The sequence below is a fragment of the Pseudomonas sp. Tun-23181 genome, assembly GCF_057415455.1.
This window is the reverse complement of sequence record NZ_CM171630.1, coordinates 4,531,234-4,557,160: the sequence shown is the minus strand read 5'-3', so window position 1 is coordinate 4,557,160 and position 25,927 is coordinate 4,531,234. Positions and strand designations below refer to the sequence as shown.

The 25,927-nt window shown below is 65.5% G+C and carries 25 protein-coding genes and 1 tRNA gene; 12 read left to right on the top strand and 14 right to left on the bottom strand.

The window, feature by feature from the left end; translation table 11 throughout:
- Nucleotides 1–23: 23 nt before the first annotated feature.
- Both ada and ACDI39_RS21540 read right to left on the bottom strand, forming a co-directional pair.
- The gene (gene ada / locus ACDI39_RS21545; RefSeq protein WP_486537028.1) at nucleotides 24–1,091 is read right to left on the bottom strand and encodes a bifunctional DNA-binding transcriptional regulator/O6-methylguanine-DNA methyltransferase Ada; all 1,068 of its coding nucleotides are present in this window, start codon (nucleotides 1,089–1,091) and stop codon (nucleotides 24–26) included.
- A gap of 315 nt (nucleotides 1,092–1,406) precedes the next feature.
- The gene (locus tag ACDI39_RS21540; protein WP_253081605.1) at nucleotides 1,407–2,033 is read right to left on the bottom strand and encodes a DNA-3-methyladenine glycosylase family protein; all 627 of its coding nucleotides are present in this window, start codon (nucleotides 2,031–2,033) and stop codon (nucleotides 1,407–1,409) included.
- Between the two features lie 176 nt (nucleotides 2,034–2,209).
- Between ACDI39_RS21540 and ACDI39_RS21535 the strand changes: the two genes are divergently transcribed.
- The 3 genes from ACDI39_RS21535 to ACDI39_RS21525 all read left to right on the top strand — a co-directional run bounded on the left by ACDI39_RS21535 (nucleotide 2,210) and on the right by ACDI39_RS21525 (nucleotide 6,254).
- Nucleotides 2,210–2,725 (top strand): sigma-70 family RNA polymerase sigma factor, encoded by a 516-nt coding sequence (locus tag ACDI39_RS21535; RefSeq protein WP_225790557.1) that lies wholly within the window; start codon nucleotides 2,210–2,212, stop codon nucleotides 2,723–2,725.
- On the top strand, nucleotides 2,712–3,668 hold the full coding sequence (locus ACDI39_RS21530; RefSeq protein WP_253103481.1) for a FecR domain-containing protein: 957 nt from the start codon (nucleotides 2,712–2,714) through the stop codon (nucleotides 3,666–3,668). Before ACDI39_RS21535 ends, ACDI39_RS21530 begins: the two co-directional genes overlap by 14 nt.
- Before the next feature lie 96 nt (nucleotides 3,669–3,764).
- Nucleotides 3,765–6,254 carry a TonB-dependent siderophore receptor gene (locus tag ACDI39_RS21525; protein ID WP_486537026.1) on the top strand — a complete coding sequence of 830 codons (2,490 nt, stop codon included), beginning with the start codon at nucleotides 3,765–3,767 and terminating at the stop codon, nucleotides 6,252–6,254.
- Nucleotides 6,255–6,355: 101 nt separating this feature from the next.
- Here the strand turns inward: ACDI39_RS21525 and ACDI39_RS21520 are convergent, their stop codons facing one another.
- Together ACDI39_RS21520 and ACDI39_RS21515 are read right to left on the bottom strand one after the other, a co-directional pair.
- On the bottom strand, nucleotides 6,356–7,516 hold the full coding sequence (locus tag ACDI39_RS21520; RefSeq protein ID WP_253081608.1) for an MFS transporter: 1,161 nt from the start codon (nucleotides 7,514–7,516) through the stop codon (nucleotides 6,356–6,358).
- Between the two features lie 411 nt (nucleotides 7,517–7,927).
- Nucleotides 7,928–9,145: an MFS transporter gene (locus ACDI39_RS21515; RefSeq protein ID WP_253103477.1), complete on the bottom strand. Its 1,218-nt coding sequence runs from the start codon at nucleotides 9,143–9,145 to the stop codon at nucleotides 7,928–7,930.
- Nucleotides 9,146–9,328: 183 nt separating this feature from the next.
- Here ACDI39_RS21515 and ACDI39_RS21510 point away from each other — a divergent pair, with 183 nt between their 5' ends.
- Both ACDI39_RS21510 and ACDI39_RS21505 read left to right on the top strand, forming a co-directional pair.
- A complete protein-coding gene (locus ACDI39_RS21510) occupies nucleotides 9,329–10,261 on the top strand; it encodes a FecR family protein (RefSeq protein ID WP_253168373.1) in 933 nt (310 codons plus the stop codon).
- 97 nt (nucleotides 10,262–10,358) lie between these two features.
- A tRNA-Met gene (locus tag ACDI39_RS21505) sits at nucleotides 10,359–10,435 on the top strand.
- A gap of 130 nt (nucleotides 10,436–10,565) precedes the next feature.
- On the opposite strand, the gene ACDI39_RS21500 is transcribed toward ACDI39_RS21505, so the two are convergent.
- Nucleotides 10,566–11,180, bottom strand: a complete 615-nt coding sequence (locus ACDI39_RS21500) for a LysE family translocator (protein ID WP_486537024.1) — start codon at nucleotides 11,178–11,180, stop codon at nucleotides 10,566–10,568.
- A gap of 141 nt (nucleotides 11,181–11,321) precedes the next feature.
- Here ACDI39_RS21500 and ACDI39_RS21495 point away from each other — a divergent pair, with 141 nt between their 5' ends.
- Nucleotides 11,322–12,239 carry a LysR substrate-binding domain-containing protein gene (locus ACDI39_RS21495; protein WP_225790564.1) on the top strand — a complete coding sequence of 306 codons (918 nt, stop codon included), beginning with the start codon at nucleotides 11,322–11,324 and terminating at the stop codon, nucleotides 12,237–12,239.
- Here ACDI39_RS21495 and ACDI39_RS21490 read toward each other — a convergent pair.
- From ACDI39_RS21490 to ACDI39_RS21475, 4 genes are all read right to left on the bottom strand, one after another.
- Entirely contained in the window at nucleotides 12,179–12,763 is a 585-nt protein-coding gene (locus ACDI39_RS21490; RefSeq protein WP_253081610.1) for a D-Ala-D-Ala carboxypeptidase family metallohydrolase, read from the bottom strand. The genes ACDI39_RS21495 and ACDI39_RS21490 overlap by 61 nt on opposite strands.
- A 126-nt stretch (nucleotides 12,764–12,889) precedes the next feature.
- Nucleotides 12,890–13,534, bottom strand: coding sequence for a carbonate dehydratase (gene can / locus ACDI39_RS21485; protein WP_225790566.1), 645 nt, complete (start codon nucleotides 13,532–13,534; stop codon nucleotides 12,890–12,892).
- 52 nt (nucleotides 13,535–13,586) lie between these two features.
- Entirely contained in the window at nucleotides 13,587–14,042 is a 456-nt protein-coding gene (rimI, locus tag ACDI39_RS21480; RefSeq protein ID WP_225790567.1) for a ribosomal protein S18-alanine N-acetyltransferase, read from the bottom strand.
- Nucleotides 14,039–14,827, bottom strand: coding sequence for an energy transducer TonB (locus ACDI39_RS21475; RefSeq protein WP_486537023.1), 789 nt, complete (start codon nucleotides 14,825–14,827; stop codon nucleotides 14,039–14,041). The genes rimI and ACDI39_RS21475 overlap by 4 nt, the downstream gene beginning before the upstream one ends.
- A gap of 204 nt (nucleotides 14,828–15,031) precedes the next feature.
- Here ACDI39_RS21475 and mksB point away from each other — a divergent pair, with 204 nt between their 5' ends.
- From mksB to mksF, 3 genes are read left to right on the top strand one after another with little or no spacing between them, the layout of a single operon-like run.
- A complete protein-coding gene (gene mksB, locus ACDI39_RS21470; protein WP_225790569.1) occupies nucleotides 15,032–16,321 on the top strand; it encodes an Mks condensin complex protein MksB in 1,290 nt (429 codons plus the stop codon).
- Entirely contained in the window at nucleotides 16,311–17,018 is a 708-nt protein-coding gene (gene mksE, locus ACDI39_RS21465; protein WP_225790570.1) for an Mks condensin complex protein MksE, read from the top strand. The genes mksB and mksE overlap by 11 nt, the downstream gene beginning before the upstream one ends.
- On the top strand, nucleotides 17,015–19,846 hold the full coding sequence (gene mksF, locus ACDI39_RS21460; RefSeq protein ID WP_225790571.1) for an Mks condensin complex protein MksF: 2,832 nt from the start codon (nucleotides 17,015–17,017) through the stop codon (nucleotides 19,844–19,846). The genes mksE and mksF overlap by 4 nt, the downstream gene beginning before the upstream one ends.
- A gap of 116 nt (nucleotides 19,847–19,962) precedes the next feature.
- Here the strand turns inward: mksF and ACDI39_RS21455 are convergent, their stop codons facing one another.
- From ACDI39_RS21455 to rplU, 5 genes are all read right to left on the bottom strand, one after another.
- Nucleotides 19,963–20,406, bottom strand: a complete 444-nt coding sequence (locus tag ACDI39_RS21455; protein WP_225790592.1) for a CreA family protein — start codon at nucleotides 20,404–20,406, stop codon at nucleotides 19,963–19,965.
- 22 nt (nucleotides 20,407–20,428) lie between these two features.
- The gene (gene proB, locus ACDI39_RS21450; protein WP_225790572.1) at nucleotides 20,429–21,547 is read right to left on the bottom strand and encodes a glutamate 5-kinase; all 1,119 of its coding nucleotides are present in this window, start codon (nucleotides 21,545–21,547) and stop codon (nucleotides 20,429–20,431) included.
- Between the two features lie 87 nt (nucleotides 21,548–21,634).
- Nucleotides 21,635–22,858: an Obg family GTPase CgtA gene (gene cgtA, locus ACDI39_RS21445; RefSeq protein WP_225790573.1), complete on the bottom strand. Its 1,224-nt coding sequence runs from the start codon at nucleotides 22,856–22,858 to the stop codon at nucleotides 21,635–21,637.
- Between the two features lie 189 nt (nucleotides 22,859–23,047).
- Nucleotides 23,048–23,305 (bottom strand): 50S ribosomal protein L27, encoded by a 258-nt coding sequence (rpmA, locus tag ACDI39_RS21440; protein WP_225790574.1) that lies wholly within the window; start codon nucleotides 23,303–23,305, stop codon nucleotides 23,048–23,050.
- Nucleotides 23,306–23,343: 38 nt separating this feature from the next.
- Nucleotides 23,344–23,658, bottom strand: coding sequence for a 50S ribosomal protein L21 (gene rplU / locus ACDI39_RS21435; RefSeq protein ID WP_225790593.1), 315 nt, complete (start codon nucleotides 23,656–23,658; stop codon nucleotides 23,344–23,346).
- Nucleotides 23,659–23,904: 246 nt separating this feature from the next.
- On the opposite strand from rplU, the gene ACDI39_RS21430 reads away from it, so the two are divergent.
- From ACDI39_RS21430 to ACDI39_RS21420, 3 genes are all read left to right on the top strand, one after another.
- A complete protein-coding gene (locus ACDI39_RS21430) occupies nucleotides 23,905–24,873 on the top strand; it encodes a polyprenyl synthetase family protein (protein WP_225790575.1) in 969 nt (322 codons plus the stop codon).
- A 167-nt stretch (nucleotides 24,874–25,040) separates the two neighbouring features.
- Nucleotides 25,041–25,382 carry a zinc ribbon domain-containing protein YjdM gene (locus ACDI39_RS21425; RefSeq protein WP_225790576.1) on the top strand — a complete coding sequence of 114 codons (342 nt, stop codon included), beginning with the start codon at nucleotides 25,041–25,043 and terminating at the stop codon, nucleotides 25,380–25,382.
- Between the two features lie 151 nt (nucleotides 25,383–25,533).
- Nucleotides 25,534–25,779: a PA4570 family protein gene (locus ACDI39_RS21420; protein ID WP_225790577.1), complete on the top strand. Its 246-nt coding sequence runs from the start codon at nucleotides 25,534–25,536 to the stop codon at nucleotides 25,777–25,779.
- The last annotated feature ends 148 nt before the right edge of the window (nucleotides 25,780–25,927 follow it).

Sequence of the window (25,927 nt, the reverse complement as noted above, 5' to 3'; positions counted from 1 at the left end):
GAATTCTACGCTGCTCGTGATGATCAGGTGAGTGCCGTTTCTCGCTCCAGCAACTGCCGTTTGCGCTCCACGCCCCAGCGATAGCCGCTGATGTCGCCATCACGGCGCACCACCCGGTGGCAGGGGATGGCCACGGCGATGTGGTTGGCCGCGCAAGCCTGGGCCACGGCGCGCACTGCCTTGGGCGCACCGATGCGTTCGGCGATCTCGGTGTAGCTGACCCGGCTGCCGGCCGGCACTTCGCGCAGGGCCTGCCAGACCCGCTCCTGGAATGCCGTGCCCTGCACATCCAGCGGCAGGTCCAGGCCCAGGGCGGGCGCCTCGACGAAGCCCACCACTTCGGCGACCAGGCGCTCGAAACCGGTGTCCGCGCCAATCAGCCGTGCCTTGGCGAACTGGTCCTGCAGGTCTTGCAACAACTGTTCAGGGTCATCGCCCAGCAGGATGGCACAGATGCCTCGCTCGCTCTGCGCCACGAGGATCGCGCCCAGCGAGCACTGGCCGATGGCGAAGCGGATGGTCGCGCCTTCGCCACCGGCGCGGTATTGCCGTGGGCGCATGCCCAGACGCTGGTCGGCGTTTTCGTAGAAGCGGCTGTTGGAGTTGTAGCCAGCGTCGTAGATGGCCTCGGTGACCGTGCTGCCTTCAGCGTCGAGCCGCTGGCGCAGGCGCCGGGCGCGGAAGGCCGAGGCATAGGCCTTGGGCGTCAGGCCGGTCTCGGCCTTGAACAGGCGGTGCAGGTGAAAGGGGCTGACGGCGAGCGCGGTGCCGAGCTGCTCGAGGCTTGGGGGCGTCTCGCTGGCCTCGATCAGGCGGCAGGCGCGGGTCACCAGTTCGGTACGGCGTCCATTCGGGTCGGCCATGGCGTTCATGCAACGCTTGCAGGCACGGTAGCCGGCAGCCTCGGCGCTGGCGGCATCGGCGAAGAACTCGACGTTTTCGCGCTTGGCCAGGCGCGAGCTACAGCCGGGGCGGCAGTACACGCCGGTGGTGCGCACGGCGTAGACGAAGTGGCCAACGGCCTCGGTATCACGGGCCTGCACGGCGAGCCAGCGTTCGTGGTCGGAGGCATAGGTGGGGGCAGGCTTCATGGGGAGGTCTCCTTGCGGTTGATGGCACTAGCCTGGCAGGCCTGGCTTGGGCCATCACTCCGATTCTTGCCGGTGAATCTTCGGTGTCTGCATCTGGAAAGCAATGGGGCTGCCGTGCAGCCCATCGCCGGCAAGCCGGCTCCCACCGGATGGAGTCGATCCTCAAAGACCATGTGGGAACCGACTCCATAGCGTCCTCTGCATGGCACATGATGCGTGAACACCGCCGAACCCTGTGGGAGCCGGCTTGCCGGCGATGGGGCGCGAAGCGGCCCCAACTCCCCAGCCTGAAATCCGCCACTCCCCTGGCCCGCACTAGGCCCGCCACAGGTACCAGGCCGCCACTGTCCGGTACGGGCTCCAGCCACCACCCAGCGAGCGCAACTGCGCCGGTGTCGGCGCCTTGTCCAGGCCTTTCATCCGACGATACCCCTCACGCACGCCAAAGTCGTCCACCGGTAGGATGTCGGAGCGCTCCAGGCAATAGATCAACAGCATCTCGACCGTCCAACGCCCGACGCCACGCAGGGGCACCAGGCGCTCGATCAACGCATCGTCATGCAGGGACAACGCCTCCTCGCGGCTCGGCACGATGCCCTCCAGGCTCGCCTGGGCGATGCCTTGGAGGGTCGCAAGCTTGCTGGCAGAAAAGCCGCAGGCCCGCAGCGTCTCGGGCGCGGTCGCCAGCAGTTGCCCAGGGCTGGGGAACGCCACGTCGGGAAACAGCGCCAGCAGCCGCCCGAGGATCGCCTCGGCCGCCCGCGCATGCAGTTGCTGGTAAGCGATGGCCCGCACCAAGGCCTCGTATGGCTCGCGCCCTGGCATCGCCGCATGCTGGCAAGGACCGATCGCGGCGATGTGCCGCGCCCAGTCAGGGTCCAGGGAGGCAAGAAAGTCCGTAGCCTCGCGGTAGGCCTCGGGCGACAGATCGGCCAGGATCATGGCGTGGTACCTGTGGGTGTTGGGGAACAACCAGCTTAGCCCAACCGCTCATCGGGCAAACGCCGGATCTTGCGCGGCAAATTCCCGGCACGCCATTGCTCTGCGACCAATGGCCCGCATAGAATTGAGAACTATTAGCAAACGCACCTCCATCCGGAACCAGGGTTTTCGACACGATGCAGATGAACGACACGCTCAAGCCGTCCGAGGTCGATCTGCTCTATCAAACCCACCACGCCTGGTTGCGCGGCTGGCTGCGAGCACGGGTCGGCTGCCGGGAGAATGCCGCCGACCTGGCCCAGGACACCTTCGTGCGCTTGCTGCGTGCACGCCAGCCTTCACCCCTGAAGGAACCCCGCGCCTACCTGAGTAGCATCGCCCGGGGCCTGATGATCGACCAGTTCCGCCGCCGCGCCCTGGAGCGCGCCTACCAGGAAAGCCTGGCCAGCCTGCCCGAGGGCGAAGCGCCCAGCGAGGAACACCGGCTGGTCATCCTCGACACCCTCGAACGCCTCGACCAAGCCCTGCACCAGCTCAAGCCACGGGCACGCCAGGCGTTCCTGCTCGCCCAGCTCGACGGCCTGAGCCTGGTGCAGGTCGCCCAGCGCCTGGGCGTGTCGCGGGCCACCGTTGAACGCGACCTGGCCAAGGCCCTGGGTGTCTGCTACCGGTTGCGCTATGCCGACGCCTGATCGCCACCCAGCCCAGTCCCAGGTCGACCAGGCCATCGACTGGCTGGTGCGACTGCGCTTCGACACGCCCAGTGCGAAGACAGAGCAGCAGTTCCAGCAATGGCTGGCCAGCCATCCGCAGAACGCCGTGGCCTGGCAGCGGGTCAGCCACCTCAGCGACGAGCTGGCGGGCTTGCCCAGCGAGCTGAGCCGACGCACCCTCGAAGGCAGCCGTCGCCAACGCATCGGCCGCCGTGACCACCTCAAGCTACTGGCCGTGCTGGCCGTAGGCGGCAGCCTCGGCTGGACCGCGCGCGAGCCGCTGGGTCTACCAGCGCTGCTGGCCGACTCCAGCACCGGTACCGGCGAGCGACGCAGCCTGCAAGGCAGCGATGGCAGCCGCATCCAGCTCAACACGGCCAGTGCCGTCGACCTGCGCTACAGCGCCGATCAGCGCCTGCTGACACTGGTCAGGGGCGAGGTCAGCCTGGACAGCAACGCCAACGACAACCGGCCGTTCCGCATCGACACCCGCGTCGGCCCCCTGGGAACCCAGGGCGGCCAGTTGCTGCTCCGGGAGAACGACCAGGGCCTGCTGCTGGCGGTGCGCCGCGGCGAAGTCACGCTGTTCCCCTCCTCTGCTTCGCCGCGCCTGGTGCGCAGCGGCGAGGTCCTGCAAGTGTCGCCGTCGGGTACGTACCAGGCCGCCGCCCTGCATGGCGACCCCTGGGGCTGGACCGAGGGAGTGCTCAGCGTGCAACGGATGCCGCTGGGCGAGTTCGTCGCGGAGCTCTCGCGCTACCGGCCCGGGCTGCTGCGTTGTGCCCCTGGAGTGGCCGACCTCAGGGTGTCCGGCACCTACCAGTTGGCCGATACCGAGCAGATCCTGTTGCTGCTCGCCCGTAGCCTGCCGGTGCGCGTCGACTACCGCACACGCTATTGGGTGAGCATCGAGGCGGCCTGAAAAAATTTTGAAAATAAATGAGGTGGAATCTCATTCTCGTTCGGCCTGAAGGAACAAAGCCCGAAAAGTGGTCTTCACAACCTTCAGGAGCGCTTCATGAGTCACCCCTGTTCCCCCCACAACGACCGGCTGCGCCATGCCGTGCGCGCCGCCGTGCTCGGCTTCGGCCTGGCCGGCGCCTGCTGCCTGCCGGCCCAGGCCCTGGCGGCCCCGGTCAGCCAAGGCCAGCAGATCGACTGGAACATCCCGGCAGGCCCACTGGCCGTCGCGCTGGACCAGATGGCCCGCCAGGGCGGCCTGAACCTGTCGTTCGATGCGAACAGCCTGCAAGGCAAGACCACCGGCGGCGTCCGGGGGCATTACGACAGTGCCCAGGCCTTGTCGATCCTGCTCCAGGGCAGCGACGTGCAAGTGCAGCAGCAAAATGACAAGAGCTTCCTGCTGATCCCCGCAATGGATGTCGGCAGCGCCCTGGAGCTGGGCGCCACCAGCATTTCCAGCAACCGTCTGGGCGAGACCACCGAGCACAGCGGCTCCTACACCACCGGTGCGGTGACCATCGGCAAGGCCCCCCAGAGCCTGCGCCGCACGCCGCAGTCGGTGACCGTGGTGACCCGCCAGCGGATCGACGACCAGAACATCACCAACCTGACCAACCTGCTCGAACAGACCCCAGGCGTGGTGGTCAACCTCACCGACAGCGAGCGGGTGCAGTACTACTCACGTGGCTATGCGATCGATGCCATCCAGTACGACGGCGCCACCGTGGTGCAGAGCAGCGGTGGCGGCTCGTTCATCCAAAGCGATTCGGCGATCATCGACCGCGCCGAAATCCTGCGGGGGGCCACCGGCATGTTGCGCGGCGCCGGCAACCCGTCGGGCACGGTGAACCTGGTACGCAAGCGGCCAACCTACGAGTTCCAGGGCGAAGGCAGCGTGACCCTCGGCTCCTGGGATGCCCAGCGCTACGTCGCCGACCTCTCCGGCCCGCTGACCGAGACGGGCAACGTGCGTGGCCGGGTGATCGCTGTGCATGACGACAAGGATCACTTCCAGGACTCACGCATGGAGCGCAAGGAAGTGTTCTACGGCGTGCTGGCCTTCGACCTGAACGACAGCACCACCCTCACCACCGGCCTCGAATGGACCAAGCTGGACGCCACCGGCGCCTGGGGCAACCTGCCGGCCGACTATGACGGCTCGCCCCTGCCCCTGGGCCGCAGCACCTACCTAGGCGCCGACTGGAACCGCTGGGACCGCAGCAACCTGCAGACCTTCGCCGAGCTGGAGCACCGCTTCGACAACGACTGGAAGCTCAAGCTGATGGCCCAGCGCACCCACTTCGAGCTCGATGACCACGGCTTCAAGCAGACCTACTTCACCCGCGCCAGCGGTGCCGACAACCCGACCAACAACCCGTACCTGATGAACTACCAGGTCACCGAGGGCGATGGCGGCGAAAGCCTGCAGAACAACCTCAGCGCCACCCTCAACGGCCCGTTCGAGCTGTTCGGGCGAACCCACGAACTGATGCTCGGGGTCGAACGCATCCGCAACGACTCCTATGCCTCGGCCACCCATTTCACGCCCTCGGGCCTCTTCGACATCCGCGACTGGGACCCGAAGACCAGCCTGCCGGAGCCGGACATCGACATCACCGCCCACCCGGTGCGCACCCGTACCACCCAGGAAGGTGCCTACGCCACCTGGCGCATCTCCCTGGCCGATCCGCTCACCGCGATCATTGGTGCACGGAACAACTGGTACGACTACGAGCAGGAGAACAACACCAGCGGCAACGGCACGTTCAGCGTCGACAACAAGCTCGTGCCCTACGCCGCGCTGATCTACGACCTGAACGAAAACTTCAGCACCTACGCCAGCTATACCGAGATCTTCAACCCGCAGACCGTGACCGACGTCAGCGGCTCGGTACTCAAGCCAGTCGAAGGCGAGGCCTACGAGACGGGGATCAAGGGCGAGTTCTATGATGGGCGCCTGAATGCGTCGCTGGCGTTCTTCCGTATCTACCAGGTCGGCAACGCCATCGATGACATCGCCTCCGGCATGCCATGTGGCGGCAACACCGGCTACTGCAAGATCGCGGCGGGCAAGAACCGCAGCCAGGGCTTCGAGCTGGAGATCTCCGGCGAAGTGCTGCCGGGCTGGAACGTCACCGGTGGCTACACCTACAACACCACCGAGTACCTGAACGCCCCCAACAACCAGGGCAACGCGATCCGCACCACCGACCCCAAGCGCATGCTCAAGCTGTTCACCAGCTATCGCCTGCCGGGTGAGCTCGACGCCTGGACCATCGGTGGCGGCGTGCAGGCGCAGAGCGACATCTATTCACGCGCCACGGCCAGCTCGCGCGGCGTCAACCCCGACGCCGTGGCCAGCCAGTCGGGCTATGCGGTGTACAATGCCATGGTCAACTACCGCTTCAACGAGCACTACTCGCTGCAGCTCAACGCCAACAACATCTTCGACAAGAAGTACTACCGCCAGGTGGCACCGACCCCGACCGGTTACTACTGGGGCGATCCACGCAATGTGTCGGTGACCTTGCGCGGGAGCTTCTGAGCCTGGCCCATCCAGGGCCAGTGCTTGCAAGGTCTTCTAATGATGAGTCAGGGCAAAACTGGGGGCGCGAAGCGGCCCCAGTGGCGGTATTGGAAGGCACCTCACTCCGCCACCGCCCGCAGCCTCCCCGCCCGCCGATACGACTGCCGGGCAAAGCACACGAACAACCCCGCCATCAGCGCCAGGGCCATGGGCAGCCCGTGGGGCGCCACGTCCATGGCCGCGCCACTGAGCAACGGCCCGACCAGGCTGCCGACACCCCACAGCAAGCCCACGCTGGCATTGGCGGTGACCAGGTCCTGGCCCTTGAAGCGCTGGCCGATCAACACCAGCGCCAGGGTGTAGATGCCCCCGGCCACCGCCCCCAGCAACACCAGCAGCGGCCACAGCAGCCAGGTCATCTGCAGCAGCCACGGCAGGCCGATGCCGATCGCCATGGCCACCAGCCCGCACACCAGGTGCAGCCCGGTACGCTCCACCCGGTCGGCCAGCCAACCCAGGGGCAGTTGGAAGAGCATGTCGCCAGCGAACACCACGGTGACCATCAGCGCCGCCACACCCACCGCGAAACCATGACTGGTGGCGTACACCGGCAGCAGCGACAACACCACCGCATCGAAGAACGAGAAGAACAGCACCGCCACGCACAACGCCGGCGCCACGCGGAAGAATCCTGCCAGGGTGAAACTCTTCTCGCCCTCGTCGCCATGCTCTACATGATCGTCGGGCACGGTCAGCAGGATGCACAGCAGCGCCAGGCCGTAGCAGGCGGTGACCACACCGGTCACCCAGGGGCTGTTGGCACCGAGCACCGCCAGCATCGCCGGGCCGAGCACCTGGAAGCCAGTGAAGCTGGTGGCGTACAGGGCCATGATCTTGCCGCGGTTGTGCTCCGGGCACAGCTCGTTGACCCAGGACTCGCCGAGGATGATCGCGATGCCCATGCCGATCCCCAGGCCCAGGCGCAGCAGCGCCAGCAGCCAGATCGAGGAGAACGCCCACTCCAGCAGTGCGATGCTCAGGGTGCACAGGCTGAAGCACAGCAGGTAGATGGTGCGCCGGGTCAGGTGGCGGCAGCAGGTGTCGACCATGAACGCCGAGAGCATCATTCCCGCGGCGGGAATGGCCGAGAGAATGCCGATCTCCAGGGTCCCCGCACCGGCCTCGTGCAGGCGCAACGACACCAGCGGCAGGCTCGCCCCCAGGCTGAAGCCCACCACCGACACGGCGAACAACAGGCCCGCCAGCAAACGCATGTTCATGTACCACTCCTTGCACGCCGACGCACTGGCCCCCTGGGCACCGGTCGGCGGGAAATCACTGAAAAGATGTTCGAACGCAGGCGCCCGCAGCCACGCCATGGCGGCGGGTCATGCAGGGACGCGGATCAATTCAGGCAAGGTGTGGCGAAAAGGTGAAAGCGAACAGCACGCTACGCCGACGCTTGAGCACCGTGTCGCTCGGCCATGCACGACGTACCACCTGGACGACAGGCTGGCGGACGGGGCGAAGGCTCGGGGTACGGCGCATTGCATCGACTACATGGATTGAAAGGAGGCGGCACTCTAGGCCAAGGGCAGTCGGCTCGTCAATTGCCGGGGCCGCTTCGCGCGGTCTGGCAAGCCCGGGAGCCGGCTTGCCGGCGATGGGCTGCAAAGCAGCCCCAACCACGCTCAACGCTTGCCGGTAGAAGGCAGGAACACCGCCAGCAACCCGAACAGCGGCAGGAACGAGCACAACCCATAGACATACTCGATGCCACGCAGGTCGGCCAGGTACCCCAGCAACGCCGCGCCAATGCCGCCGAAGCCGAACATCAGGCCGAAGAAGATCCCGGCGATCATACCGACGCTCCCCGGTACCAGCTCCTGGGCATAGACCACGATGGCAGAGAACGCCGAGGCCAGAATGAAGCCAATCACCACGCTGAGCACGGTGGTCCAGAACAGGTCGGCATAGGGCAGCGCCAGGGTGAACGGTGCCACGCCCAGGATCGAGAACCAGATCACCGCCTTGCGCCCGATGCGGTCGCCGATCGGCCCACCGAAGAAGGTGCCGGCCGCCACCGCGCCGAGGAACAGGAACAGGTGCAACTGGGAACTGGCCACCGACACGCCGAACTTCTCGATCAGATAGAAGGTGAAATAGCTGGTGAAGCTGGCCATGTAGAAGTACTTGGAAAACACCAGCAGCCCCAGGACCACCAGCGCCAGGATCACTCGCTGGCGGGAGATGCCGTGGCTCGCCGGGGCGGCCTTGCGTGCCTTGAACTGGTTGAGGTGGCCCTGGTACCAGCGGCGCAGCAGCAAGGTCACGGCGAAGAAGAACAGCCCGGCCAGACCGAACCAGGCCACGTGAGTCTGGCCGAAGGGGATGACGATGGCGGCCGCCAGCAATGGGCCAAGGGCCGAACCTGCGTTGCCACCGACCTGGAAGGTCGACTGCGCCAGGCCGAAGCGCCCACCCGAGGCCAGGCGGGCGATACGCGAGGTCTCCGGGTGGAAGGTCGAGGAGCCGATGCCCACCAGCGCCGAGGCCAACAGGATCATCGGGAAACTACCGACGAAGGCCAGCATGACGATCCCCACCAGGGTACACAGGGTGCCCAACGGCAGCAGGTTCGGCGTCGGCCGGCGATCGGTGAAGAAACCGACCCAGGGCTGCAGCAACGACGCGGTGATCTGGAAGGTCAGGGTGATCATGCCGATCTGGGCGAAACTCAGGTCGTAGTTGGCCTTGAGCATCGGGTAGATGGCTGGCAACACTGCCTGGATCAGGTCGTTGATCAGGTGCGCCAGCGCGCAGAAGGCGATGATGCGCATCACCAGTGGGTTGGCTTGCGCTGCCGTCTGCGGGGCGGCGCTGGTGGTCTGGGCACTGCTCATGGCCATGGGCTGGGTATCCGTGCGTGCGCGAGTTGGGATCCGATTATCCGGAAACAAGTAGATACATAGCTAGCTTTTTATGGCGCTCATCAAACACGCACTTGTAAATGGTTCTCAATATATCTAGCATCTTCAATTCTATACCCCTGTAAACATTGGGCGAAACCGCCCTTTCCGCGAGCAGATCCCATGAGCCCGATGCCCGCCTTGCAGATCCAGGCCGATCCCCAACGGGAGGCGCTGGAATGGTTTTCCCGCCTGCGCCAGCCCGGTGGCGACGAACGGCTGCACCAGGCGTTCAGCGCCTGGTGCCAGGAGCCCGACAACGCACGGGCCTATGCCGAGCTGGAAGCCTACTGGCAACGGCTGCAGCCACCTCCGGCACGGCCACGCCCCCGACAAGTCAAGGCGCGTCGCAGTCGGGCCGGCACGTGGCTGGCGGTGCTGTTCCTGCTGGTGCTGGCGGGCCTGGCCTACCTCTACTGGCCACTGGCGCAGCGCCTGGGCAGCGAGCTGCACACCGCCAGCGGCGAGCGCCGCAGCCTGCGCCTGGCCGACGGCTCCACCCTGCACCTGGACAGCGCCAGTGCCATGAACGTCGACTTGCGTGGCCGCACGCGCCTGTTGCAGCTGGTGCAGGGCCAGGTCTACCTGGAAGTGATGCTCGACGGGCGCGCCATGGAGGTGCAGGTCGACGCAGCACGCATCCAGGTGTTCGGCACGCGCCTGATGATCGCCCGTCATGCCGGCCATGACGAACTGGTGGTGCTCAAGGGCAAGGCCATGGTCATCCAGGGCGGCGAGCAGCGCATGGTCTCGGCCGGCGAGCGGGTCACCTTCACCGATACACGCATCGACCCGGTGCAGAAGATCGACGCCAAGGCAGCCGACGCCTGGCGCAGCGGCCATCTGCTGGCCAAGGACACGCCCCTGGGCGAAGTCCTGGAGCGCCTGACCGGCTACCTGGGCCGACGGGTCTGGCTGATGGACGAGCAGACCGCCTATCGACGCGTCAGCGGCGACTTCAACCTCGACCGCCCCGCCGAAAGCCTCGAGCGCCTGGCCAACGACCAGCGCCTGCAACTGCACGACGTGCTCGGTCATTGGCTGATCGTCCGCTGAAGATCGGGCTTTCTGGCTAAGCGTTTGAAAGCGCGTAAATTTTTTTTGAAAGGGGTGTTGACAGGATCGGGATTCAAGCGAATAATGCGCGCCACTTGGCTACATAGCTCAGTCGGTTAGAGCACGGCATTCATAATGCCGGTGTCCGGGGTTCAAGTCCCTGTGTAGCCACCATCTTCGAAAAGGGTTTACCGCAAGGTAAGCCCTTTTTCTTTTGCCCTGCGAAAACCATTCGCGTAATGCCGGTCGATTAAGGCTTCCATTTAGTAGGGCCGCTTCGCAGCCCAACGTGATGGACAATCTCTCAACGCACACCCGCAACCACCACCGTCACCCCCAACCCGATCAAGGCCACGCCGATCACCCGGTCGACCACCCGCTGCCGTTCGATCATCGCCCTGCGCAGCGCCACACTGGAAAAGAACACCGCCACCAGGCTGAACCACAGCCAGTGAGCGAAGGACATGAATGCGCCGTAGGCGAAGTCCAGTGCCAATGGGCTGCCCGGCTGGACCACCTGGGTAAAGGCACTGACCACGAACAACAGGGTCTTGGGGTTCAGGGCATTGGTCAGGAACCCCGTGCATAACGCCGCCCGAGCGCTCGTGCGGGCTTGCTCGACGCCCTCGAGGCTGATGCGCGTGGTGTTGGTCAGCGACTGGTAGCCCAGGTAGATGAGGTACCCCGCCCCCACCACCTTCATGACCATGAACAGAGCCGGGCTCTGGCTGACGATCACGGCGATGCCGAGCACCGTGTAGCACACATGCACCTGCACCCCCAGAGCGATGCCCACTGCGGCCGCCAGGCCGGCCTTGCGGCCCTGTGCATAACTGCTGCGGGTGACCATGGCGAAGTCAGCCTCCGGGCTGATGACAGCCAGCACGGTGAACAGGGCCACGGCAATCAGTTCGTTCACGCAAAAGCTCCTCGATAGACGATGAAAAGGCACAGAGGCACTGATTATCGAAGGCTTATCCACAAGGAAAAATCGATTTATAGTGCGCTTGATCCGCTAGTTTTTCTCACACAAAAATATTGCGCATTCGACGGCAACCCCATGAAACGGCCCCCATTGACCGCCTTGCACTACTTCGACATCGCTGCCGAAACCGAGAGTTTCGTACGGGCCGCCGAGCGCCTGCACGTCACCCATGGCGCAGTCAGCCGCCAGGTACGGCTGCTGGAGGAAAGCCTCGGCGTGGAACTGTTCGAACGGCGCAATCGGGCGATCTTCCTCACCCCCGCCGGCCGCGCGCTGCACGGCACCACCCAGGCGATCTTCGAGCAACTGGACGGCACGGTGCAGCGCCTGCAGGCCCAGGCGCGCGACAATGTGCTGGTACTGTCGTGCGAACCCACCATCGCCATGCGCTGGCTGATCCCACGGCTGCCCCGTTTCCATGCCGCCCATCCAAGCTTGCAACTGCACCTGGTGGCTGCCGGTGGCCCGCTGGACTTCACCCGCACCGGCGTCGACCTGGCGCTACGGCGCGATGACTTCCATTGGGACCGCCAGTTGTACAGCCTGAAGATCTGCGACGAGTGGATCGGCCCAGTCGGCCGCCCAGGCATGGGCGATGGCCTCGACGGGCAACGCCTGTTGCACAGCACCACCCGCCCCGACGCGTGGAACACCTGGCTGCGCCTGAGCGCTCGTCAGGCCCGCCCTGACGCGCACAGTGACTATGAACATTTCTACCTGTCGGTCCAGGCCGCCAGCGCCGGGCTGGGCCTGGCCATCGCCTCGGCACTGATGGTCCGCGACGAACTCGACAGCGGGCAGCTACAGGCGCCGTTCGGCTTCCTGCGCGACGGTTCGGCCTATCATCTGCTCAGCCCTCGCCCACTGGATGATGGTGGCAAGCGCCAGTGCTTTGTCGAATGGGTGATGGCCGAGTGCCAGGCCTGTCTCGCTCACCTGGGCTTGGCGCAGAACGACGAACCCGAGCGGCCGTCTCCACCCCAGGTCCGATAGCCCGCCGTATCGAGGTGGATACGCCCGGACGGGTAGCGCCCCAGGCCCATGTTCCAGGCTCGGCCGTGTTGCTGCCAGAAGCGGCACAACGGGTTCGGGTCGGCCCAGGCCGGCAGCAGCAGGTCGACGGCGAAGGCGCGGGTATGGGCGCTGCCCACCGCACCACCGGCGCAGGCGTTCAGGCGGGGATCGCGGTAGGCCGAGACCACTTCGAACTGGCGCAGGATGCCCTGGTCGCCGAGGGTCTTGAGCAGCATCAGGGTGGAACGCACCTGGGGCCAGTGGGTAGCCGGTGGCACGGCGAAAGGCGAGGCACGGCACAGGCGCCAGTCCGAGGCCGAGCGCAGCAGTTGATGGATCGGCACCACGCCATACAGCCGGGCATCCACCAGCATCTGGCGGAAGGGGCGGGTCTGGTGATCCCCCGCCCACTGGGCGAACATCCACAGGTCGCGCTCGTCGGCCTGGGCGATACCTGCCATTAGCAAGCACCCAGCCAACGCCAGCAGCCTCGTGCTTTTCATTCCTTTCCCCCTTGCTCCAACTATGGCAGCCCCTGGCAAGGAGTTAAGCATGGCGTGTCGCGCACGGAGGTTTCGGGCTGGCCTCACGAGGGGCCGCTACGCGCCCCAATGCCGCATGCCTGGCCCTCAGCCCTGCTCCACCGGCCGCAACCGATACTGCGCCGGCAACTGGGCGAAGCCGCTGATGGTGGTGTCCAGGCTCTTCCAGCGACCATCCTTGATGCCATAGATGCACCCGTGGATCGACAGTTCCTGCCCGCGATGCCAGGCGTTCTGCACGATGCTGGTATGGGCCACGTTGGCCACCTGCTGGATCACGTTCAATTCGCACAGGCGGTCGACCTTGGCCTCCTCGCCGTCCAGCTTGGCCAGCTCGGCGCGCTTCTCGTAGTACAGGTCGCGGATCGAGCGCAGCCAACCGTCGATCAAACCCAGCTGGCGGTCCTGCATGGCCGCACGCACACCGCCGCAGCCGTAGTGACCGGTGACCAGGATATGCTTGACCTTGAGCACCTCCACCGCGTACTGGATCACCGACAGGCAGTTCAGGTCGGTGTGCAGCACCACGTTGGCGACGTTGCGGTGGACGAACAGGTCGCCCGGCAGCATGCCGACGATCTCGTTGGCCGGCACCCGGGCATCGGAGCAGCCGATCCAGAGGAATTCAGGCGCCTGCTGGCGGGCCAGCTTGGCGAAGAAGTCCGGGTCGCGCTGCTTGATCGCATCGGCCCAACGCTCATTGTTGTCGATCAGTTCCTGCAGGTCATGCATGGTCGTTGCCTCATCAGGGTATGCCTGTGTGACTTGGCCAGCCCCCGCCAGGTCACTCTTCGAGCAGGGTGCAGGCCATCACCAGGGCGTCTTCGCGCCCACCGGCAACCGGGTAGTAGTCCCGGCGCCGGCCGATTTCGTTGAATCCGTAGCGTTCGTAGAGACGATAGGCCGACTGGTTGCTGGCCCGTACCTCCAGGAAGCATTCGCGGCCATTGAGCTGGTAGGCCCGTGCCATCAGGTGCTGGAGCAGGCGCAGGCCGAGGCCACGGCCCTGGCTTTCCGGTTTGACGGTGATGTTGAGCAAGTGCGCCTCGTCGATGATCACGTTGATCACGCCATGACCGACCTGCTGCTGCCCCTCGAACATCAGCCAGACTTCATAAGACTTGAGCGCATCCTGGAAGATGCCACGGGTCCAGGGATGACTGAACGCGGCATATTCGATCTTAAGCACGGCATCCAGATCCGCCTCGGTCATCGGGCGGAAACTGATCGAGTCACTCATTCAACGCTCTTCCAGCGCGCCATCAGCCGGCGCATCGCTTGCCAGACGTCCGCCTTGCGCCGCGGCTCGTCCATCAACAGTTCAAGGCCTGGCAGGGCCCAGGCATCGCCCAGGCCCTCGACCTTGAGTTCTTGGTAGTAGGCCTCGGCGTCGGCCTGGCCGGCGAAGCGCACCGCAGGCAGGCCGACCAGCCACAGGCAGGTGCACGGGGCTTCTTCCAGGCGGGCCTGGATGAAGGCCTGGACGAAGTCCCGTGCCGCCTCCGGGCCCTGGTCCATGTTGCCGCGTACCAGCAGGGGCCAACGCACCGGTTCGCCGACGATCTGCGGGGCATCCGGCAGGCCGGCGGCGCGCAGCATGTCCTTGAGCAGCAGGTACGACGGGTCGCGGCTCTGGAACGACTGGCCGGTGGCCAATTCCACCAACAGCAGGCAGTGACCGGCGCGCAGCAGCTGCAGGGCGAAGCGCGGCGGCGGCACCGGGGTCGGACGAGGCGCTGGCGCCTGCTCCTCGGCTTCGACCGGCTTGCTGGCTGGCTTGGGCGCGCTGCCTGGGCGGGGAATTTCGATCTTCGGCCGCTCGCTGGGGCGGGCCTGGGGCGCGACAGGCGCCTCGCGGGCCGCCGGCGCCGATGGCTTGACCTCGAACTCGAGCACCTCGACCGGCGCCTGCGGCAACAGCAGCTCGGGCCGTGACGGCGCGGCGAACGGCAGTTCGGCACGCGGCAGCCAATGCACCACTTGCATGGCGGAAAGGTAGGCGCGGCGGCGAGGCTCGGTCAGCAAGGCACGGTCATCCGGGGGGAGAAGTCAGTCGGCCATTCTACCGCTGTTGTCCATCGAACGCCGCAACTGGGCGACGGAAATTTGTTGTCCGCGAAAGGGCCGGCACTGGCAACGGATACCCACCATTACAGACCAAGGGGTGAAATCCTCCCCCCGGGATGCAGTACAATCGCCCCTTTTATTTGGCAACGAGTCGACCCGCCAATGATCGAACCCAAGCGCGTCCTGCGCGCCCTAGCCGAACACTGGGCCCTGATCGAGCCGCTGTGCGAGCGCTTCGACCAGGGCACCCTGAGCCTGGTCGAACTACGCCAGCAACTGGCCCGCCAGCAGGTGGAGAGTACCCCGCAGGACATCACCCAGCTGCTCGATGTGTGGATCCGCCTGGATATCCTGGTGCCGGTGGCCAAGAGCCCGAACCGCTTCGAGCTCAACGCCCAGATCCACGACTTCCTCGCTTACCTGCGCCGCGAACACCGCCTGGGCCTGTGCCTGGAGATCGAGGCCTACCTGCGTCACCTGGAGCGCCTGGCCGGGCATATCCAGGACGCCTTCGACAACCGCGACAGCGACGACCTGGCGCGCCAGTTGCGCCTGCTCGACATGCGCGTGCGCGACGTGCTCAAGAAGCTCGACAACGACGAGCAGGCGCTGGTCGCCGTGGCCGAACGGGCCAAGACCAGCAACCGCCAGATCCCCCTGCGCCAACGCTACGCCGAGGTCCTGGCGACCTGGGACGAGTATGTCGAGCCGATGATCCAACTGGTCAACGCCGACGGTGCCTTCGAGCAGGGCGTGCGCAAGGTCGAGACCGTGCTGCTGCGCCTGCTCGGCGAGCAGGCGCGCCTGGGCCACCTGGTCGACGACGACATGCTGCTGCGCACCCACGCGCGCATCCTCGAGATGCAGACCAGCGCCCAGTTGACCCTGCGCCATGCCCGCGAGCTCTTGCTGCCGCTGCGCGAAGAAGCGCGCCGGCACAATGCCGTGACCCGCGGCGCCGCCCTGGCCCTGTCGGTGATCCGCCGCAAGGGCATCGACGCCGTGCCCCACGCGGCCATGCCACTGTTCACCCGGCCGCAGAGCACCTTCCTCGGCAGTGCCAGCCAGGTCGAGGCCTACGTCTATGCCCTGGCCCGCTTCGAACCGAAACCGGCGCGCTTCCCCAAGGCGCACAAGACCCAGAAGGGCCCGTTGCCGCGCGCACCGCGCACGGTCAAGGAAATGCTCGAGCGCTGCGAGGACGCCCTGCCCCTGCCGGACCTGATGGTCTGGTTGCTGGAGCAGGAACCCGAAGGCGCCACCGACGAGCTGCTGTACTGGTTCTCACGCCTGTCGCGGGAGAAGCGCTTCAACCGCGAGCGCCTCGACCGGCGCGAGTACACCACCCGCGAACACCTGGTCAGCCTGCGCTCCTTCGCCCTGACCTCCAGCCGCGAAACCACGCCCGCGGCCACGCCCGAATCCAACGCGAGCCCAGCCCATGCATCTTGATCTTTCCGAACTGTCCCAGCTCGCGCCGATCTTCCGCGAGCTGTTCAAGGGCTTCCATATCAGCCGCCGCGACCCTGAGCTGTACGCCCAGCTGTCGAACTTCCAGGACCAGTACCGCACCCTGTTCAAGGCCCTGGGCTTCGAGCTGGTGTGCGACACCCGCGGTTTCTACTACTTCGTCCCCGAACAGGCTGCCGCCCAGGTCAACAAGACCGCCCAGCGGCTGTCGCTGTTCACCTTCATCCTGGTCGAGCACCTGGCCGACCAGGGCCGCGACCCGATGGCCGTGCTCGATGGCGGCAGCATTGGCCGCGACGAGCTGCCATCGCTGCTGGAAAAATACCGCGACCTGTTCATCCAAGCCGAGGTGCAGACGGTCGACGAGCTGGAGGAGAAGATCCTGCGGCGCATGACCCAGCTGGGCTTCGCCCACGAGGAAGGCGGCATCTACCGTTTCCTGCCACCGATGCACCGCTTCCTCGACGTCTGCCTGTCGGTCCAGCAGGACCGCGACCTGGCCGCCAGCCTGCACAGCGACCTGCCGCTGCCGACGCCGGTACTGGTCGAGGAAGAAAGCCCGGAAGAACTCAACCGCACCGACGACCCGCTCGACCTGACCCCCTTCGAGGCCGAGGAAAGCGAGGAAGAAGCCCTGGCCCGGGCCATCCGCGAAGAGCAACAGGAGATTGACGCATGAGCCAGGAACGCTACGGCATCCGCCGCTTCGCACTGCTCAACACCGCCGGCTACAGCCTGGGCCTGTTCCCCCTGGAACACCCGCTGTCGGTCTACGGCGCCAACAACCTGGGCAAGTCCGCCTCGATCAACGCCCTGCAGTTCCCGATCCTGGCGCGCATGTCCGACATGAGCTTCGGCAAGTACAGCCTGGAGCAGTCGCGCCGCTTCTACTTCGCCAGCGACACCAGCTACATCCTCTGCGAACTGAACCTGCCCCACGGTCCGCACGTGATCGGTGTGGTCGGTCGTGGCCCGGGCGGCGGCTTCGGCCACCAGTTCTTCGCCTACCAGGGCCAACTGGACCTGGCGCACTACCAGAAAGACGACACCTGCCTGCGCCAGAAAGAACTGTTCACCAACCTCGAGCGCCACGGCCTGAAGGCCTACGAGCTCAAGCCGGACGAACTGCGCCGGTTGCTGGTCGGCGGCCACACCTCGGTGCCGCTGGACCTGACCCTGATCCCGCTGCGCTCGACCAGCGAGCAGAGCCTGAAGACCTTCCGTGCCCTGTTCATCAACCTGCTGCACATGCGCGAGATCACCGCAGCCAAGCTCAAGCAGCTGTTCCTCGATGCCTTCGAGCACAGCCTGCGCTCGGGCAGCGTCGACTACATCGCCGCCTGCGAGGAAGCCTTCCGCGACGTGCGCCGCATGGAGCAGGACTACAACGCCCTGGTCGCCGCAGGCCCGCTGGTCGAGGCACTGGCCGGCGGCGTGGCCCAGCGCGACATCCTGCGCGGCAAGCTGCACCGCCTCTCGCCGCTGCTCGACAACCTGCTGGGCACCTGGCAGGACTACGCCATGGCGCGCAAGGAAGAGCTGGTCATCCAGGCCGAGCACTACCGCAACGAGCAGGACAGCCTGCAGAACGACCAGCGCAGCGGCACCCAGGAGCTGATGCGCCTGGAGCGCGAGATCACCGGCATCCAGCGCTGGCTCGGCGAACTGTCGGTACTCAAGCACCGCTTCGCCCTGGTCGACGACGTCAAGGTCCTGGAGCAGCAGTTGCTGGCGGCCAAGGACGCCCATGACGAACTGGCCGGCGCCCTGGCCCAGTCGCGGCAGTTCTCCGCCGAGGACCTGGACGAGCGCGTGCGCGACCTGGAAAAACGCCTCAAGCAGGTCAGGCAGCAGCTCGACCACGCCGACAACAACAGCTACGCCCGCCTGCGCGAGGAGTTCTCCCAGCAGGATGTGGACCGCCTGATGCGCCTGTTCAACGGCGCGCTGTTCAGCCTGCCGCTGGGCGAGCGCGGCATCGAGCTGGACGACAGCGACCTGTGGGTGAAAACCCTGGAGGCCGTGCTCGACGGCTTCAAGGGCGAGCGTTTCGAGGCCCCGGGCCTGGCCATCGACCTGTCGCACATCGATCCGCCGGCCCTGCAGGCCCTGGCCGACCGCGCCGCCCTGCGCGACCAGAAAGAACGCCTGGAAAAAGAGCTCAAGCAGCTCAAGACCCAACAGGCCGTGGCCCTCGACCGTGCCGCCAGCAAGGCGCAGACCGAGGCCCTGTACCAGCAGGTGCTGGATGCGCAGAAGGCCCTGGAGGACTTCCGCCGCACCGAGACCCTGAGCGCCGAAGAGCCGGAAAAGCTCGAGCAACTGGCGCAACTGGAAGCTGCCCAGGACGAGCTCAAGCGCTCCAGCGACGCCTTCACCGAGCGCGTCCAGCAGCTGTCGGCCAAGCTGCAACTGGTGGGCCGGCAGATCGCCGACCTGGAAGCCAAGCAGCGCACCCTCGACGACGCCCTGCGCCGTCGCCAGTTGCTGCCGGCCGACCTGCCCTTCGGCACGCCCTTCATGGAGGCGGTCGACGACTCCATGGACAACCTGCTGCCACTGCTCAACGACTACCAGGACAGTTGGCAGGCCCTGCAGCGGGTGGACAACCAGATCGAGGCGCTGTACGCCCAGGTACGCCTCAAGGGCGTGGCCAAGTTCGACAGCGAAGACGACATGGAGCGCCGCCTGCAACTGCTGATCAACGCCTACTCGCACCGCACCGAAGAGGCCCTGACCCTGGCCAAGGCACGCCGCGCCGCAGTCACCGACATCGCCCGGACACTGCGCAACATCCGCAGCGACTACGACAGCCTGGAGCACCAGCTGGCCCTGTTCAACCGCGAGATCAACAAGCGCCAGGTGTCCAACCTAGAGAGCTTCCGCGTGGTCCTGGCGCCGAACAAGGAAGCGCTCAAGCACATCGACCAGATCATCCACAGCGCCGGCCAGTACGAGGAAGGCGAGACCCTGTCAGTGTTCGACCTGACCCAGAGCGCCGAGCAGGATCACAAGAACGAAGAGGCCAAGGAGTACCTGGCGCGGCTGGTGGCGGCCAACCACAACCAGCTGGGCCTGAAGGACTTGTTCGAGCTGGCCTTCGAGATCACCAAGATCAACAGCCAGCCGGTGATCCACGCCGACATCGATGGCGCGGCGTCCAACGGCACCACCATGACCATCAAGGCGCTGACCAACATGTACCTGTTGCTGCACCTGATGGACCGCGACCTGGCCGGCCGCATCCGCCTGCCCTACTACCTCGACGAGGCGGCGGACATCGACGAGCGCAACCAGGCCGCGCTGCTGGAGACCAGCCAGCAACTAGGCTTCGTGCCGATCCTGGCGAGCGTGAAGCCGCAGGTGTCGGCGCGGGTGGCGATCGACCTGGAAGGCGGCAGCGGGCCGAACGGTATCTACATCGACGAGGCGGACTGGAAGTTCATCAGCCGCCGGGATGAGGTGAAGGCGATCGTTCGTGAGGATCAGGCCGAGGAACTGGCCTGAGATGGGGGTAACCGGGGCCGCTTCGCGGCCCCACTACCAGATGGCCAACGCCGAACTTGTGGGAGCGGGCTTGCCCGCGAATGGAGGCCGAAGGCCTCCCCGCCCTCGACCCGGTATCACTGGGCCCACGGCACGATCGGAATCGCCGTCACCGCATTCTGCGGGCTGCCTTCGATCAGCCGGTCGCTGTACACCAGGTACACCAGCGTATTGCGCTTCTTGTCGAGAAAGCGCACCACCTGCATGGTCTTGAACACCAGCGAGGTGCGTTCCTTGAACACCTCCTCGCCCTCCTTGAGCTCACCCTTGAAGTTGATCGGCCCCACCTGGCGGCAGGCGATCGACGCCTCCGCACGGTCCTCGGCCAACCCCAGGCCACCCTTCAGGCCGCCGGTCTTGGCCCGCGACAGGTAGCAGGTCACGCCCTCGACCTTGGGATCGTCGAACGCCTCGACCACGATACGGTCGTTGGGCCCGACGAACTTGAACACCGTGGAGACCTGGCCGATCTCCTCGGCCCCAGCCAGCATCGGCAGCGCCAGGGCGGCCACGGCAAACATCCTTTTCAGCACGGTGCGCTCCTCAGACCAGAACCAGGTTGTCGCGGTGCACCAGCTCCGGCTCGGCGATGTAGCCGAGCAACCCTTCGATGGCGTCAGAAGGCTGGCCGATGATCTTCTGTGCCTCCAGGGCACTGTAGTTGGCCAGGCCACGGGCCACTTCCTGGCCGTCCGGGCCGACGCAGACCACCATCTCGCCACGGCGGAAGCTGCCCTGCACGGTCTTCACGCCGACCGGCAACAGGCTCTTGTTATCCTCGCGCAGGGCCCGCACGGCACCGGCATCGAGCACCAGGGTGCCGCGTGTCTGCAGGTGACCGGCCAGCCATTGCTTGCGCGCGGCGAGCATGCCGCGCTCGGGCGACAGCAGGGTACCCAGGCGCTCGCCGGCCTTGAGCCGGTCCAGCACACGCTCGATACGCCCACCGACGATGATGGTGTGGGCGCCGGAACGCGCAGCCAGGCGTGCGGCGCGCAGCTTGGTCTGCATGCCGCCACGGCCCAGCGCGCCGCCGGAGCTGCCTGCCACGGCATCGAGGCTCGGGTCGTCGGCGCGGGCCTCGAAGATCAGCTGGGCGTCGGGGTTGTTGCGTGGGTCGGCGTCGAACATGCCGTCGCGGTCGGTGAGGATCACCAGCAGGTCGGCCTCTACCAGGTTGGCCACCAGGGCCGCCAGGGTGTCGTTGTCGCCGAAGCGAATCTCGTCGGTGACCACGGTGTCGTTCTCGTTGATCACCGGCACCACGCCCAGGTCCACCAGGGTGCGCAGGGTGCTGCGGGCGTTGAGGTAGCGCTTGCGGTCGGACAGGTCGTCATGGGTCAGGAGAATCTGCGCGGTGTGCTTGCCATGCTGGCCGAAGCTCGACTCCCAGGCCTGCACCAGGCGCATCTGGCCGAGCGAGGCAGCAGCCTGCAACTCGTTCATCGCACTCGGTCGCTTGGCCCAGCCCAGCTGGCTCATGCCAGCGGCCACGGCCCCGGAGGAAACCAGCACCAACTCCACGCCTGCCTCCCGCAGCGCGACCATCTGCTCGACCCAGACGGCCATGGCGCCGCTGTCCAGCCCCTTGCCATCCGCCGTCAGCAGGGCGCTGCCGATCTTCACGACCCAGCGCTTGGCGCCTGTCACCTTGCTTCGCATCTTCTCTTCCAACCTATGTCGAATCTGTAGATACCGTAGATACCAAAACGCCGCTCCAGAGAGCGGCGTTTAGTGTACTGCAACCGGTCAGTCGCGCACGTAAATGATTTCCGGGCCGTCCCCGTCGTCCTCGTCATCATCCCAGTCGTCATCGTCGCCGATGTCGTGCACGCTCTTGACGCCGCTGCGGCGCAGGGCGCGGGCGTCGTCCAGGGCTTGCAACTGGGCCCGGGCCTCGTCCTCGATGCGCTGGTCGAGCTCGGCCAGTTCCTCGGCATAGGCCGGGTCGTTGGCCAGGCGGTCGGCGCGGTCTTCGAGGTAGCGCATGATGTCGTGGCTGAGCTGCTCGGTGCCCTGCTTGGAGATGGCCGAGATCACGTAGACCGGGCCTTCCCACTGCAGGCGCTCGACCACTTCCTTGACTCGCTCGTCGCGCTCGTCGTCCATGACCATGTCCGACTTGTTCAGCACCAGCCAGCGTTCACGCTCGGTCAGCGAGGGGCTGAAGCGGGTGAGCTCGTTGACGATCACCTCGGCGGCATCGGCCGGGCTGCTGCCGTCCAGTGGCGCCAGGTCGACCAGGTGCAGGAGGATGCGGGTACGCGCCAGGTGCTTGAGGAAGCGGATCCCCAGGCCGGCACCGTCGGAGGCACCTTCGATCAGGCCAGGGATGTCGGCGATGACGAAGCTCTTCCAGCGGTCGACACTGACCACGCCCAGGTTCGGTACCAGGGTGGTGAAGGGATAGTCGGCGACCTTCGGCTTGGCCGCCGAGACCGAGCGAATGAAAGTGCTCTTGCCCGCGTTGGGCAGGCCCAGCAGGCCAACGTCGGCCAGGACCTTGAGCTCGAGCTTCAGGTCGCGCTGATCGCCCGGCTTGCCTGGCGTGGTCTGGCGCGGCGCACGGTTGGTACTGGACTTGAAGCGGGTGTTGCCCAGGCCATGCCAGCCACCCTGGGCGACCAGCAGCTTCTGGCCGGGGGTGACCAGGTCGCCGATGATCTCCTGGGTACCGGCGTCGATCACCGTGGTGCCGACCGGCACGCGCAGGACCAGGTCATCGCCCTTCTTGCCGGTGCAGTCGGTGCTGCCGCCGTTGGCGCCACGCTGGGCCTCGAAGTGGCGGGTGTAGCGGTAATCGACCAGGGTGTTGAGGTTCTCGTCGGCGACCATGAACACCGAACCGCCATCGCCACCGTCACCACCGTTGGGGCCACCGTTCTCGATGAACTTCTCGCGGCGGAAGCTCATGCAACCATTGCCGCCGTCACCGGCCTTGACCCGGATCGATACTTCGTCAACAAACTTCATAGAAACCGCCTCTCGTCGGCAGACGAGCTGAATGACTCAAAAACATGAGGCTCTTGCAAAAATGAGCGCGGCGGCCCCGTAACGACCGTAAACACCAGCGCCAGCAGCCCATACAAACAGCTTTGCAAGAGGCTCACCACAAACGAAAAAGCCCCGTCGCATGACGGGGCTTCTCCAGCGACTTCGCGATCAGGCCGCGACGACGCTTACATAGCGACGGCCGAACTCGCCCTTCTTCTCGAACTTGATCACGCCTTCGATCTTGGCGAACAGGGTGTGATCCTTGCCCATGCCAACGCCGTAGCCGGCGTGGAACTGGGTGCCGCGCTGGCGGACGATGATGTTGCCGGCCTTGATGACCTGGCCGCCATACATCTTCACGCCAAGGCGTTTCGATTCTGAGTCGCGACCGTTACGAGTACTACCACCAGCCTTCTTGTGAGCCATGGTTCAATTCTCCAAATAAATTCAGGGGATCTAGGGGATTAAGCCTGGATACCGGTGATTTTGATCTCGGTGAACCACTGGCGGTGGCCCATACGCTTCATGTGGTGCTTACGACGACGGAACTTGATGATGCGGACCTTGTCGTGACGGCCTTGCGAAACGACTTCAGCCACAACCTTGGCACCTTCGACGACTGGCGCGCCGATGGTGACGTCGTCGCCATTGGCGACCAGCAGAACGCGATCGAAAGTCACGGATTCGCCGGTGGCGACTTCCAGCTTCTCGACCTTCAGGAATTCACCTTCAGCGACTTTGTACTGCTTGCCGCCGGTAACGATTACTGCGTAAGACATGGTATTTCTCCGATAATCCTGCTCACCCAGCGCTTTATAGGAAAGAGTATTGGCTGGCATGGCTGCACTGGGCTGGAACGGCCCGGTGCAATTGCGTAAGGCAGGTGCTGCCCAGGAAAGTTAGGGTGCGCGATTGTACGCAACCGCTGATTACCTTGCAAGTCCCGCCCCCGGCCCGTGGGCAGCGCGCCTTGACACACCGGGACCCGCGACCTAGCATGCCGCGCAACCTCAATGGAGCAGCCGATGCAACCCCAATCCTTCTACCGCGCGGTGGCTGACGATTTCAGCGCCGTCGACGAGATCATCAAGAAGCAGCTGACCTCGCGCGTGCCGCTGGTATCGAAGATCGGCGACTATATCACCTCCGCCGGCGGCAAGCGCCTGCGCCCACTGCTGGTGCTGCTGTGCGGCAAGGCCCTGGGCCGCGAAGGCGACGACCTGCGCCTGCTGGCGGCGACCATCGAGTTCCTGCACACCGCCACCCTGCTGCACGACGACGTGGTCGACATGTCCGGCATGCGCCGCGGCCGCTCCACCGCCAACGCCCTGTGGGGCAACGCGCCGAGCGTGCTGGTGGGCGACTTCCTCTATTCGCGCTCGTTCGAGATGATGGTTGAGCTCGGCTCGATGCCGGTCATGCAGATCCTCTCCAAGGCCACCCGGGTCATCGCCGAGGGCGAAGTGCTGCAACTGTCGCGGGTACGCGATGCCAGCACCAGCGAAGCGGTATACATGGAGGTCATCCGCGGCAAGACCGCGATGCTGTTCGAGGCCTCGACCCACAGCGCCGCCGCGCTGGCAGAAGGCACCGACGAACAGCGCGAGGCGCTGCGCACCTTCGGCGACCACCTTGGGGTCGCCTTCCAGCTGGTCGACGACCTGCTGGACTACAAGGGCGACTCGCAGACCCTGGGCAAGAACGTCGGCGACGACCTGGCCGAGGGCAAGCCGACCCTGCCGCTGATCTACACCATGCGCGAAGGCACGCCCGAACAGGCTGCGCTGGTACGCCAGGCGATCCAGAAGGGCGGCCTGGAAGACCTGGAGCAGATCCGCATTGCGGTCGAAACCTCCGGCGCCCTGGACTACACCGCGCAGCTGGCACGTGACTACGTCGCCCGCGCCATCGCCTGCCTGGAAGTGCTGCCGGCCAGCGAGTATCGCGATGCCCTGGTCGAGCTGAGCGAGTTCGCGGTCGCCCGTACCCACTGACCACACCGAAAAACTCCATTCGCGGGCAAGCCCGCTTCTACAAGGCCAATGCGGCCCCTGTGGAAGCGGGCTTGCCCGCGAATGCATTTGCACAGGCGGCACACACCTGGCAGACAAAACCTTATACAATATGCGTCTTTAACCGCCCGTCTGTTTAAGGAACCCCCGTGAGCACTCTGCCACCCTGCCCCAAATGCAACTCCGAATACACCTATGAGGATGGCACCCAACTGATCTGTCCCGAATGCGCCCACGAATGGTCGGCCAGCGGCGAAGCCGAAGCCGTCAGCGACGAGGTGGTGAAGAAGGACTCGGTAGGCAACATCCTCCAGGACGGCGATACCGTTACCGTGATCAAGGACCTCAAGGTCAAGGGCTCGTCCCTGGTGGTCAAGGTCGGTACCAAGGTCAAGAACATCCGCCTGTGCGATGGCGACCACGACATCGACTGCAAGATCGACGGCATCGGCGCCATGAAGCTGAAGTCGGAGTTCGTGCGCAAGGTCTGATGCACTGCCACTCGGGGCTGCCGGCGCGGCGGCCCTGACAGGTCCTGCAACAGGGCCCCTGCCCCATTCGGAAGAATTCCGCCAATAGGGGCTTGCTATTCTGATAATAAGAATTATTCTCATTGGAGTCGCTATCCAATGGAGAATAGCCATGACCTATCTGATCGACGCCTGGCTGGACCGGCCACACCCCTACCTACGTATCCTGCACCGCGAGACCGGCGAGGTCTGTGCCGTGCTCGAGGAAGACGCGCTCGACGAACTGCGCGACCAGGGCGACCTGGACCTCAATGGGCTGAATTCAAGCGAGCCGGTGGTGCTCAAGGAACTGGTGCGCAACCTGTTCCTGTTCTGCTATGCGCGGGCATTGCGCCCTGGAGGGACGGATTGGAACTGAGGGTGTGTCGGCCGATGGGGCTTTGCAGCCCATTATTCGCGGACAAGCCCGCTCCCACAGGGGCCGCGTCGATCGCACATGATGCGATTTGCAGGGCCTTGTGGGAGCGGGCTTGCCCACGATAAGGCCGCGAAGCGGCCCCAGAGGT

What these genes read in the sequence shown, in the direction of transcription:
- ACDI39_RS21530 (WP_253103481.1), top strand. Translation starts at nt 2,712, where the DNA reads ATGCCGACGCCTGATCGCCACCCAGCCCAGTCCCAGGTCGACCAGGCC.
- ACDI39_RS21490 (WP_253081610.1), bottom strand. Translation starts at nt 12,763, where the DNA reads ATGAAAAGCACGAGGCTGCTGGCGTTGGCTGGGTGCTTGCTAATGGCA.
- cgtA (WP_225790573.1), bottom strand. Translation starts at nt 22,858, where the DNA reads ATGAAGTTTGTTGACGAAGTATCGATCCGGGTCAAGGCCGGTGACGGC.
- rpmA (WP_225790574.1), bottom strand. Translation starts at nt 23,305, where the DNA reads ATGGCTCACAAGAAGGCTGGTGGTAGTACTCGTAACGGTCGCGACTCA.
- proB (WP_225790572.1), bottom strand. Translation starts at nt 21,547, where the DNA reads ATGCGAAGCAAGGTGACAGGCGCCAAGCGCTGGGTCGTGAAGATCGGC.
- ACDI39_RS21510 (WP_253168373.1), top strand. Translation starts at nt 9,329, where the DNA reads ATGAGCCCGATGCCCGCCTTGCAGATCCAGGCCGATCCCCAACGGGAG.
- ACDI39_RS21540 (WP_253081605.1), bottom strand. Translation starts at nt 2,033, where the DNA reads ATGATCCTGGCCGATCTGTCGCCCGAGGCCTACCGCGAGGCTACGGAC.
- mksE (WP_225790570.1), top strand. Translation starts at nt 16,311, where the DNA reads ATGCATCTTGATCTTTCCGAACTGTCCCAGCTCGCGCCGATCTTCCGC.
- ACDI39_RS21495 (WP_225790564.1), top strand. Translation starts at nt 11,322, where the DNA reads ATGAAACGGCCCCCATTGACCGCCTTGCACTACTTCGACATCGCTGCC.
- can (WP_225790566.1), bottom strand. Translation starts at nt 13,534, where the DNA reads ATGCATGACCTGCAGGAACTGATCGACAACAATGAGCGTTGGGCCGAT.
- ACDI39_RS21430 (WP_225790575.1), top strand. Translation starts at nt 23,905, where the DNA reads ATGCAACCCCAATCCTTCTACCGCGCGGTGGCTGACGATTTCAGCGCC.
- ACDI39_RS21535 (WP_225790557.1), top strand. Translation starts at nt 2,210, where the DNA reads ATGCAGATGAACGACACGCTCAAGCCGTCCGAGGTCGATCTGCTCTAT.
- ACDI39_RS21525 (WP_486537026.1), top strand. Translation starts at nt 3,765, where the DNA reads ATGAGTCACCCCTGTTCCCCCCACAACGACCGGCTGCGCCATGCCGTG.
- ACDI39_RS21520 (WP_253081608.1), bottom strand. Translation starts at nt 7,516, where the DNA reads ATGAACATGCGTTTGCTGGCGGGCCTGTTGTTCGCCGTGTCGGTGGTG.
- ACDI39_RS21455 (WP_225790592.1), bottom strand. Translation starts at nt 20,406, where the DNA reads ATGTTTGCCGTGGCCGCCCTGGCGCTGCCGATGCTGGCTGGGGCCGAG.
- mksF (WP_225790571.1), top strand. Translation starts at nt 17,015, where the DNA reads ATGAGCCAGGAACGCTACGGCATCCGCCGCTTCGCACTGCTCAACACC.
- ACDI39_RS21515 (WP_253103477.1), bottom strand. Translation starts at nt 9,145, where the DNA reads ATGGCCATGAGCAGTGCCCAGACCACCAGCGCCGCCCCGCAGACGGCA.
- rimI (WP_225790567.1), bottom strand. Translation starts at nt 14,042, where the DNA reads ATGAGTGACTCGATCAGTTTCCGCCCGATGACCGAGGCGGATCTGGAT.
- rplU (WP_225790593.1), bottom strand. Translation starts at nt 23,658, where the DNA reads ATGTCTTACGCAGTAATCGTTACCGGCGGCAAGCAGTACAAAGTCGCT.
- ACDI39_RS21420 (WP_225790577.1), top strand. Translation starts at nt 25,534, where the DNA reads ATGACCTATCTGATCGACGCCTGGCTGGACCGGCCACACCCCTACCTA.
- mksB (WP_225790569.1), top strand. Translation starts at nt 15,032, where the DNA reads ATGATCGAACCCAAGCGCGTCCTGCGCGCCCTAGCCGAACACTGGGCC.
- ada (WP_486537028.1), bottom strand. Translation starts at nt 1,091, where the DNA reads ATGAAGCCTGCCCCCACCTATGCCTCCGACCACGAACGCTGGCTCGCC.